The sequence below is a fragment of the Demequina gelatinilytica genome (assembly GCF_000971115.1).
GTDB lineage: Bacteria > Actinomycetota > Actinomycetes > Actinomycetales > Demequinaceae > Demequina > Demequina gelatinilytica.
In genome coordinates, this window is record NZ_BBLV01000021.1 from 34,140 (window position 1) to 44,970 (window position 10,831).

The following is a 10,831-nucleotide window of genomic DNA, read 5'->3' on the forward strand; positions in this document are numbered from 1 at the left end:
ATCCATGAGGAGGCTGTCGCGTCGCGCCATGGGTGGCGCGCGGTCGCGCTCCCTGGTCGCGCTGGTCCTGGTGATCGCGGCGTTCGTGGGCCAGCTGGTGGTCGGGATCCAGACCTCGCTCGCGATGGCGCACTCCGCCTCCGAAGCGGCGAGCGACACGTACGCGTACGTGGGCGACCTCCTCACCGCGCGCGTCGCTCAGGTGCGCGACTCCGCCGAGGACCTCGCGGCGACCACCGCGGCCGCCGTCGAGCTCGTGGGTTCCTCCGCTGAGCCGGGCGAGCTCACGTCGCTGCTGCTCGACAGGGTGAGGCGGGCCACCGGCGTCAAGGCCATGATGGTGGTGCTCGCGGATGGTCGTTCCTACGCGGTCGGGAGCACCGACGATGGCTTCGTGGTGCGACGCTTCCTCGATGACGGTGCCGGCGGGCTCCAGGGCGAGCACGTGTTCCTCGACCACTCGGGCGCCCGGACCGCGGTGCCGCCTCGCAACGTCGCGTTCGACGATGCCCGCACCCACGCGTGGTACCGCACCGCGGTGGCGAGCGACGGCTCCGCCTGGGTCACCTCCGACCTGCCGCCAGCGCTCACCGGGACCGCCGGCGGCGCGGACGGTGCCGCCGTGGTGGCGCGCACCACGAGCCGACGCACCGCCGCGCTGGTGCAGTTCGACATCGACGCCCTCGCGACGATCCTCGGCGAGGTGCCGATCGGTGACGAGGCGCGAGCATACGTCCTGGGGCGGGACGGCACGGTGATCGCCGCCTCGACCCATGCGCGCATCGCGGTGCGCCTCCATGAGACGCGGCTGGGGCATCCCGTGACGGCGCGCGATCTCGGGCTCTCGATGCTCGCGGTCAACACCTCTCCCGCGGGAGAGGCCGTGGTGCGCACCGACGACGGCACGGTGACCTTCGAGCAGGTGATCCAGGAGGGTGGGGACGCCTCGTGGGTCCTCGTGGTCGAGGCACGCGCCGACTCCCTGGTGCCGGCGGTCTCCCGCACGGCGGGCGTGGTGCTCCGCGTGGTGACGGCGGCGCTCGTGCTCGGGCTGGGTGCCCTGGTCGCCTTCCGCTGGCTGGGCGCGGACATGGGCCGGCTCCGCCACGAGGCCTCGCATGACGCGTTGACGGGGCTCACGGATCGCCAGGGGCACGAGGCCGCCGTCGCATCGTTGCTCGGCTCCCGGTCGGAGGGGCGAGGCGTCCTCGCGATCGCGTTCGACCTGGACGGATTCAAGCGCCTCAACGACACCTACGGGCACGCCGTGGGTGACGCCGCGCTCGTCGCGGCCGCCAAGGCGCTGCGCGCCGCGGTCCGCGAGGAGGACGTGGTGTCCAGGATGGGCGGCGACGAGTTCGTGTGCATCATGCTGGTCGACGAGCCGGAGCGGGCCTGGGCGCGGGTGGAGCGCGTGCGCGTGGCGATCGTGTCCGGGCTCGCCGCGGACCCTGACGTTCCCCTGGGCATCGGGGTGACGGCGGGGTTCGCCGTCGACCCTGATGGTCGGATCCCCGTCGGGGAGCTCCAGAATGCGGCCGATGCGGCGCTCGTGGGCGGCAAGGCGCGAGGCAAGGGACGGACGTACGCCGCATCGTCCGCGACCGCCGCGCGGGTCTGAGCCGCACCGCGCCCGGGCCGCGCGAGGCCGTCCCGCCGGGGTCGAAGGCGATCCCTCGGTGCCCATGGCGGTGGGAGCGACGGCGGGCTGCGCCGTCGCGGCCGATCACGGCCCCGATCTCGCGCGGACGCAGGAGGCCGCTGATCACGCGCTGATCAGGGGAAAGGCGGCAAGGAGGGAGCGCGCGCACGGCGCATAACGGCGTCTGTGGCGTACGCCACACCGCGAGAGGTGAAAATCCGCCCGCCGGCGGCCGATGATTGAGGGTATGAGCAGAGTCCTTCGTCGCGGTCGAGTCGCGCCCGCGCGCGGGGTCGTGGTGGGCGCCGTGCTCGCGGTCACCGTGGTCCTCATGCTCATGGCCACGTCCGTGCTCAACGCGATCGTCGCCGATCGCACGGTCGTCGCGGCGACGGAGGACATGTACGAGTACGTCGGCGACCTCATGGCCGAGCGCGTCGCCGGTGTGGCGGACTCCGTCGCGGACGTGGTGGTCGGCACCGCGAACGACATCGCGCGTGAGGGCAGCATGCCCGAGACGGGCGTGCTCCTGAACATCATGGCCGACCAGCTCGACGACGAACCCGCGGTGGGCTCGATGTTCGTGGCGGACCCGTCGGGATACGTGTTCCTCCTCGCGCGCCTCGGCGACGGCTACGCGTCGCTCCGTGTGGACCCCCTCGAGGAGGGCGGCACCTACGTGGTGCGCACCGAGTACAACGCCGATCGGGTGCCGCTCGGCACCGAGGGTGCCCGCGACGACTACGACGTCACGACGCGCTCCTGGTACCAGACGGGCCTCGGCGCCACCGACGTCGAGTGGTCGGATCCCTACGTGTCCGTGCGCACCGGCGAGATCGCGGTCTCGCCGGTCAAGTCTGCGCGCGCGGGCGACGAGGTGATCGCCGTCGTGGGCGCGGACCTCGATGTCGACCTCGTCGGCGATGTCCTCGAGGACATCCCCACCGGGGGCGATGCGCGCGCCTTCATCCTGGCCTCCGACGGCAGCATCATCGCGGCGCCGACGGGGGCGCGCGACGATGTCCGCCGCGCCGTCGACGCTCGCATGACCATCCCCAGCGCGGAGGACATCGGGCTCGCCGACGGGGACCTCGTGACCCAGCAGCCCTCGCAAGGCGAGACGCCGCCGCCGGGTGTCGACGGCGTCCTGCCGCCCGATCACGAGGACGCGGGGACCACGGACCATGTGGTGGTCGAGCGGGCCATGGATCCCGATACCGGGATCGACTGGGTGCTCCACCTCGACGCGGCCCCCGCGGACCTCGCTCCGTCCGTCGCGAGCATGCAGCGCGTGACCGCGTGGGCGACCACGGTGTCGATCGCGCTCGTGGTGATCGCGGGGATCGTCGCGCTGCGCCTCTGGCGCCCCATCACCACGATGCGCCAGCGCTCGGAGATCGACGCCGTCACGGGCCTGTCGAACAGGTACGACTTCCAGCGGCGCGGCCGCATGGTCCTGCGCTCGGTACGCCGCGCGCAGGAGGACGCGCTGATGATCGCGCTCGACCTGGACGACTTCAAGCATGTCAACGACGAGTTCGGGCATGACGCGGGCGACCACGTGCTGCGGGTGATCGGCGACTCGCTGCGCGGCGCGGTCCGGTCGCAGGATGTCGCGGCACGGGTGGGAGGCGACGAGTTCATGGTCCTCATCGCGCTCGCCGACGATGCGGCGCCCGTCGAGGTCGCCCGCCGCCTGCGCGACGAGGTCGAGGCCGCGATCAGGCGCACGAGCATCGTCGGCGCCCGCGTGGGCGTCACCGCGGGCTTCGCGATCGGGTCCGAGGTCGGGTTCGACCTCCGCCACCTCCACACGGCCGCCGATCGCGCGCTCGTGGCGGGCAAGCGCGTACGCAAGGGACGGACCTACACGCAGGACGGGCCGGTCGCGGCCGACGCGGCGTCTGGCGACACCGAGGTGGCCGCACCGGCTGGTAGTGTCCCCCGGGACTGAGGAGGTCCCATGGACAACACCCGACGGCTCGACATCGCGGGAGCGCGAGGCAAGGTCGAGGTCGAGGGCGTCCTCGGGCTGTTCTACAAGGTCCGCATCGACGGCGAGGTGGTGAAGCGTCGTCGTGGCCGCTGGGACATCCCCATGCGCAACCGTGCGACGGGTGCCCTCACCGCGAACGGCGTGATCCCCGGCTTCCAGACGCTCCGCTTCAACGGCGAGCCGATCCTCAAGATGGGCGCCCATGTCGAGCCTGCGGCGAAGGTCGCGATGTTCGCGCCGCTGCTGCTCATCGTGTTCCCGATCGCGGGCGCCATCCTCGCTGTCCTCATGTTCTTCACCAACGTGCTGCTCGTGAAGAACCCGCAGATGCCGGCGGGGCTCCGCATCGGCCTGCCCGTGCTCAACACCGCGGTGATCGCGCTCCTGCTGAACCAGCTCATCGGCCTGCCGTTCTCCTGACCCGGCTCCGGCATGTCCCGTCGCCTCGCGGTACGCAGCCCGTCCGACCCGTTGCCGTGGGCCTTCGGCGTGGTGATCGCCGCGCTCGTCGTGATCGCGCTGACGACCGTGGTGGTGCGGTCCACCGTCGCTGAGGACTCGGCGCGCGCCGCGATCGAGGGCGCTGCGGTCGTGGGCGACGCGACCGCCGTGCAGCTCGAGGCGGCGACCCGCCCGGCGGAGGCGACGGTGCGGGGCGTCGCCGGCACGGTGGGCGACGACCCGACGGTCCTCGGGGATCCCGCACGCATGCTCGATGCGCTCAGCGTGCTCATGGACGGCCAGTCGACGATCGCGGCGATCGTGGTGGTGGGCGAGGACGGGTCGGAGATGGAGCTCGACCGTCGCGAGCAGGGCTTCGTGTTCCGCGACCTCGACGCCGATGGCGCCTCCGAGGTCGTGGTGCTCGACTCCACGTTCGAGCCTTCGGACGCGCAGGCGGAGGCACCGCGGCGCGCGCCGTCCGAGCGTCCGTGGCTCGATGCGGCGCGGGGGTCGACCGCCGTCGTGTGGAGCGGACCCGAACGCCTGCCCGCGATCGGGCGGACGGTGGTCCATGCCGCGATGGCGGTGAGGGATGCGCAGGGGGCGCCCCTCGCGGTCGTGGCCGTGCTCCTCGACTCCGAGGTCTTCGAGCGGCTGCTCGTCGTCTCCTCGGCGACCTCGTACGGCGAGGCGTCGGTCGTGGGCGACGACGGCACGGTCCTGGCCGGCGCGACGGGCCTGGGCCTGCCCGACGATGCCGAGGTCGATCGGGTGTCGCGCGGCTCGGTCGCGGTGGCCGACGTGGTGACCTATCAGCGTGCGGTGAGCGACGCGCTGCCGTGGACGCTGACCGTGGTGGTCGACGGCGACGAGGTGCTCCCGGCGATCGCCTCGCTCGACCGCACGATGCTGCTCTACACGGTGGTCATCGTGGTGGTCACCCTCCTCATGAGCCTCCTGCTGTGGGCGCTGCGGCGGCCTGCGGGCGAGGTCTCCGCGCGCGCCCGCACCGACGCCCTCACCGGTCTGAGCAACCGCCACCACTTCGAGGTCCGCGGCCACGACGTCCTGCAGGCCGCGCGACGTCGCGGCACGCGCGTGGTGGTCGCCGTCTTCGACCTCGACAACTTCAAGTCGGTCAACGACGGCGCCGGTCACGAGCACGGGGACCGGGCGCTCAGCGCCGTCGCCGACGGCCTCGCACGGGTGTCGGGCCCGCGCGACGTGGTCGGCCGGCTGGGCGGCGACGAGTTCGCCGCAGTGCTGTGGCTCGGCGCTGACGAGGATCCCGCCGAGGCGGTCGAGAGGCTCCGTGCGAGCGCGCACCGCACGCTCGAGCGCGCGGTAGGGGACGGCTTCGACGTGGGCGTGAGCGCCGGATGGGTCGACACGGCCGCGGGGGAGTACCGGCTCGCGAGCCTCGTGCGCGCCGCGGACACGGCGCTGGTGTCCGGCAAGAGGGACGCGAAGGGCATGGCGTACGAGGGCATGCACCTCTAGCCCGGGCGGCGGTCCTGTCCGGTCGGAGCATCGTCCTGCTACGGTGGCGGTATGAGCACGAGCCAGGCCCGCATCACGCGCCGCGCCGCCGTGCGCCTCTTTCTCTAGGCCCGGGGAGACCCCCCGGGCCTGACGGCGTGCCCCGCGCCCGCATCGTCCCGCCGTCGGACGTGCCCGCGCTCCGGCTAGACTTCCCCCGGTTGTTTTCGAGGCTGAAGGGCCACCCATGACTGAACTCTCCCCGCTCGACGCCGACGGCGTCGCTGCAGCGGTTGCCGATGCGCTCGCGGCCTTCGAAGCCGCCGCCGACCTTGACGAGCTGAAGGAGGCGCGGCTCGCCCACACCGGCGACAAGGCGCCGCTGACGCTCGCGAACCGCCTCATCGGCGGCCTCGAGCCTGCGGACAAGGCCGCGGCCGGCAAGGCGATGGGCGGCGCCCGTGCGGCGATGGGCCGCGCGCTCGCGGCGCGCACTGCGGAGCTCGAGGCCGAGCGCGACGCGCGCGTGCTGGTCGAGGAGGCCGTCGACGTGACGCTGCCCTCGTCCCGTGCGCTGGTGGGCGCCCGCCACCCCATCGAGACGATGCAGGAGCGCATGTGCGACCTGTTCGTGTCGATGGGATGGGAGGTCGCCGAGGGGCCCGAGATGGAGGCGGAGTGGTTCAACTTCGACGCCCTCAACTTCGACCCCGACCACCCTGCGCGCGAGATGCAGGACACGTTCTTCATCGATCCGCCGTCCTCGGGCCTGCTCATGCGCACCCACACGTCGCCGGTGCAGGTGCGCGCGGCGCTCGAGCGCCGCGACTCGCTCGAGGAGGGACGCGGCATCTACGTCGTGTGCCCGGGGAAGACGTTCCGCACCGACGAGCTCGACGCGACCCACACCCCGGTGTTCCACCAGATCGAGGGCCTGGCGATCGACAAGGGCCTGACCATGGCGCACCTCAAGGGCACGCTCGACCACTTCGCGCGCGCGCTGTTCGGGCCGGAGGCCGTGACGCGCCTGCGCCCGGCGTTCTTCCCCTTCACCGAGCCCAGCGCGGAGATGGACCTGCGCTGCTTCGTGTGCGGCGGTGACGATGCATCGTGCCGCACGTGCCGCGGCACCGGATGGATCGAGTGGGGCGGCTGCGGCATGACGCACCCCAACGTGCTCCGCGCCGCCGGCATCGACCCCGAGAAGTACACCGCCTTCGCGTTCGGCATGGGGATCGAGCGCACCCTGATGTTCCGCCACAACGTCACCGACATGCGCGACATGGTCGAGGGCGATGTGCGCTTCTCTCAGCAGTTCGGGATGGAGATCTGATGCCCAAGATTCCGCTTTCATGGCTCGCGGAGTCGGTCGAGCTCGTTCCGGGTGCGACGCCCGTGGACATCGCCACGTCGCTCGCGAAGGTGGGCCTCGAGGAGGAGGGCATCCACGGCTCCGGCGTCGAGGGACCGCTCGTGGTGGGCCGCGTGCTGACCCTCGTCAAGGAGGAGCAGTCGAACGGCAAGACCATCAACTACTGCCGCGTCGACGTCGGCTCGCACAACGACCCCGAGGGCCCCGGGCACAAGCCCGACAACAAGGAGTCCTACCCGGCTTCGCGCGGGATCGTGTGCGGTGCCCACAACTTCGTCGAGGGCGACTACGTGGTCGTCGTGCTGCCCGGCGCGACCCTGCCCGGACCGTTCCCCATCTCGGGGCGCAAGACGTACGGGCACTGGTCGGACGGCATGATCTGCTCGGCGCGCGAGCTCGGGCTCGGAGAGGACCACTCGGGCATCATCGTGCTGACCGAGCTGGGCTTCTCCGCCGATGCTCTCGAGCCGGGGCAGGATGCGATCGCGCTGCTCGGGCTCGATGAGAAGACCCTCGAGATCAACGTGACGCCCGACCGCGGCTACTCGTTCTCCATCCGCGGCGTGGCGCGCGAGTACGCGCACGCGACCGGGGCATCGTTCACCGACCCCGCCGCCCTCGAGGTGACCGGTGCCGCCGGCGACGGGTTCCCGGTGCTCATCGAGGACCAGAACCCGGTGCGCGGCAACGTGGGCTGCGACCGGTTCGCGGCACGCATCCTGCGCGGCTTCGACCCGTCGGCCGCCGTGCCGGGATGGATGCGCCAGCGCCTCGAGGCGGCCGGCATGCGCTCGATCTCGCTCGCGGTGGACGTCACCAACTACGTCATGCTCGAGCTCGGCCAGCCGCTGCACGCGTACGACCTCGCGAAGGTCACCGCGCCGCTCGTGGTGCGTCGCGCGCGGCCCGCCGAGAGCATCGTCACCCTCGACGGCGCGACGCGCGTGCTGCACGGCGAGGACCTCCTGGTGTGCGACTCGACCGACGGTCACGGCGAGCGCCCGGTGGGCCTCGGCGGTGTCATGGGCGGGCTCGACACCGAGGTGTCCGAGACCACCACGGACATCCTGCTCGAGGCGGCGCACTGGGACCCCATCACCATCGCGCGCACCGCACGACGCCACAAGCTCGGGTCCGAGGCCTCGCGTCGCTACGAGCGCGGCGTCGACACGGCGCTCCCTCCGATCGCGCTCGAGCGCGCGCTGCGGCTTATGCAGGAGCACGGCGGCGGCGTGATCGAGGACGTCTACACCGACGTCGACCACGTGCCCTCCGTCGAGCCCATCGAGATGGACGACGACTTCCCGGCGCGCATCGTCGGGGTGCCGTACACCGCGGAGCAGGTGGTGGAGTCGCTGACGCAGGTGGGCTGCTCGGTGGCCGTGGACGGCGACGTGCTCGTCGTGACGCGTCCCACGTGGCGTCCGGACCTCGAGGGCCCGATCAACCTGGTCGAGGAGGTCGCGCGTCTCCAGGGCTACGACGCGCTGCCGTCGGTGCTGCCCGTCGCGCCTCCGGGACGCGGCTACACGCACTCGCAGATCGTGCGGAAGTCCGTCGCGAGGTCGCTGGCCGAGGCAGGCCTGACGCAGGTGCTGACGTACCCGTGGATCTCCGAGGCGAGGCTCGACGAGTGCCTGCTGCCCGCCGACGACGTGCGTCGCGACGTGATCCGTCTCGCAAACCCGATCTCCGCCGAGCAGCCGCTGCTGCGCACGGCGATCTTCGAGACGCTGGTCGACGCGGTGAAGGTGAACCTGGGCCGTGGTGCGCAGGACGTGGCCGTCTACGAGACCGGACGTGCCTACCTGGGGCGTCTGGTGGGTGCCATCCCGGCCACGTACTCGGGCACGTCGATCACTCCGGACGACGTCCTCGCGCTCAACGAGGCGATCCCCGGTCAGGTGCGCCGCGTCGCCGGCGTCATGGCCGGCAACCGCGTGTTGTCCGGCTGGGACGGGCACGCGACGCCGTGGCGCTGGACCGATGCGCTCGCGATGGTCGAGAAGGTCGAGCGCGCGTGCGGCGTGGTGCTCGAGATCTCCTCCGAGGTCGGCGAGCGGCAGAGCAGCGCGCCGTTCCACCCGGGGCGCGTGGCGGTCTACCGGCTCGAGGGCGAGATCGTGGGCGCCGCCGGCGAGCTCCACCCGAAGGTGTGCGAGAACCTCGGCCTGCCGGCGCGGACGGTGGCCTTCGAGCTGCTGCTCGATCCGCTGATCGACGAGTCGGAGGGCGTGCTGGTGACGGCATCGCCCGTGTCCGGTCAGGTGCTCGCGAAGGAGGACTTCGCGTTCGTGGTGCCTGCTTCGGTGGCTGCCGGTGACCTCGTGTCCGCCGTGATCGAGGCCGGCGACGGCCTGGTCGAGGACGCGCGCGTGTTCGACGTCTACACGGGTTCCCAGATTGGTGACGGCATGAAGTCGCTAGCGGTGAACGTGAAGATGCGCGATGCGGACCACACGCTCACCGCCGACGAGGTGCTGTCGGTGCGCGAGGCGATCATCGCGGCGGCCTCCGAGAGGTTCGGGGCCGTGCTGCGGTAGCTTTCGCCTGGATGCATGATGCGGCGGCCGGTGGGGGAGACCCCGCCGGCCGCCGTTCCTGTCTGGCGGGTCCACGGCCCACGGCGAGCCGCTCCTCCCTAGACTGGAGGGACAGCAAGAAAGCGTGGATCTGTGTCCCGTGCACCGGCACCCGCACACGGCGAGCACTTCCAGAGCCGCCGCGGGGGCCTCGCGCAGCCTCAGCTGCTCCGGGGCGAGGACTACGTCGCCGATGCGACCCGACGCATCCACGATGCCAAGCGGCGCGTGCTGCTGACGACGCTGACCATCGCGCACGACCACCGCACCGACGACCTCATCGACGCGCTCGTGTGGGCGGCGAGGCGCGGGGTCGAGGTATCGGTCGCGGCCGACGTCTTCACGTACGCGGATGCCGCCGGCACCTTCCTCCCCACCGGCTATCGCACCAAGGCGTGGCGCACGTCCGACAGCCTGGCGTCGAAGCTCATCGGTGAGGGCGTGCGGTTCTCCTGGTTAGGGCGCGAGAAGGGGTTGCCGTGGCGGGGGCGTACGCACACCAAGTTCTGCGTGGTGGACGATGCCGCGTACGCCTTCGGTGGTGTGAACCTGGACCGCAAGGGGGTCGAGAACACCGACTTCATGCTCCTCATCGCCGACGCCCGGCTCGCCGACGACCTCGAGGCGGTCTACCACCAGATCCAGCACATGAACGCGCACGAGCGGGGGCACGAGTCCCTCGAGTACAGGTACGGCACCGACCGGGTGCTGGTGGACGGAGGCATCCCCGGAGACTCGATCATCTACCGGCGGGCGGTCGCGCAGGCGCGGAAGGCGGACCGCGTTCTCCTGGTGTCCCAGTACTGTCCGACGGGGGAGCTGGGCAAGGTCATCAGCGAGCGCGACAACGAGCTGTGGTTCAACCCTCCGCGCAACGCCAGCCCCGCGAATCGCGCGCTCATCGCCTCCTCGATGCTGTGGACGGGGCATCGTTCGATGTACACGCGAAGGCGCTACCTGCATGCCAAGGCGATCGTCTTCTTCCGCGACGATGGCACGCGCGTGGCCATCACCGGCTCGCACAACTTCGTGGAGGGCGGCGTGCGGCTCGGCACGCGCGAGATCGCGATGGAGACGCGGCGTCCCGAGACCATCGAGCAGATCCTGGCCTTCCATGCTCAGGATGTGCGGGGTGAAGGCTGAGCTCGCCGTCGGGCGGGTGGTGGCCTGTGTGTTCCGGGTCCGCGCCGGGGCTGATCCTGGTGTGACCCGGACCTGATCCGGGCGTGAGCCGAGCCGGGCCGGTCCTGGATGTTTGCCCGCGGGGTGATGTCCCCAGGCCGAAAACTGGTGCGGTTTTCCACATCTACCAGGGG

7 protein-coding genes are annotated in these 10,831 nt (G+C 71.7%); all 7 read left to right on the top strand.

What is annotated here, in order from left to right; all coding sequences use genetic code 11:
- Positions 1-4 precede the first annotated feature (4 nt).
- The 7 genes from AOM00_RS14230 (at position 5) to AOM00_RS14260 (ending at position 10,658) form a co-directional block, all read left to right on the top strand.
- Positions 5-1,621, top strand: a complete 1,617-nt coding sequence (locus AOM00_RS14230) for a sensor domain-containing diguanylate cyclase (protein ID WP_156159191.1) — start codon at positions 5-7, stop codon at positions 1,619-1,621.
- Between the two features lie 268 nt (positions 1,622-1,889).
- Positions 1,890-3,596 (top strand): GGDEF domain-containing protein, encoded by a 1,707-nt coding sequence (locus AOM00_RS14235; RefSeq protein WP_169746864.1) that lies wholly within the window; start codon positions 1,890-1,892, stop codon positions 3,594-3,596.
- Between the two features lie 9 nt (positions 3,597-3,605).
- Entirely contained in the window at positions 3,606-4,058 is a 453-nt protein-coding gene (locus AOM00_RS14240; RefSeq protein ID WP_062518429.1) for a hypothetical protein, read from the top strand.
- Between the two features lie 12 nt (positions 4,059-4,070).
- Complete coding sequence (locus tag AOM00_RS14245) at positions 4,071-5,582, top strand: GGDEF domain-containing protein (protein ID WP_156159192.1); 1,512 nt, start codon at positions 4,071-4,073, stop codon at positions 5,580-5,582.
- Positions 5,583-5,808: 226 nt separating this feature from the next.
- Positions 5,809-6,894, top strand: coding sequence for a phenylalanine--tRNA ligase subunit alpha (gene pheS / locus AOM00_RS14250; protein ID WP_062518431.1), 1,086 nt, complete (start codon positions 5,809-5,811; stop codon positions 6,892-6,894).
- A complete protein-coding gene (gene pheT, locus AOM00_RS14255; protein WP_062518432.1) occupies positions 6,894-9,476 on the top strand; it encodes a phenylalanine--tRNA ligase subunit beta in 2,583 nt (860 codons plus the stop codon). Before pheS ends, pheT begins: the two co-directional genes overlap by 1 nt.
- Positions 9,477-9,608: 132 nt before the next feature.
- Positions 9,609-10,658, top strand: a complete 1,050-nt coding sequence (locus tag AOM00_RS14260; protein ID WP_062518433.1) for a phospholipase D-like domain-containing protein — start codon at positions 9,609-9,611, stop codon at positions 10,656-10,658.
- The last annotated feature ends 173 nt before the right edge of the window (positions 10,659-10,831 follow it).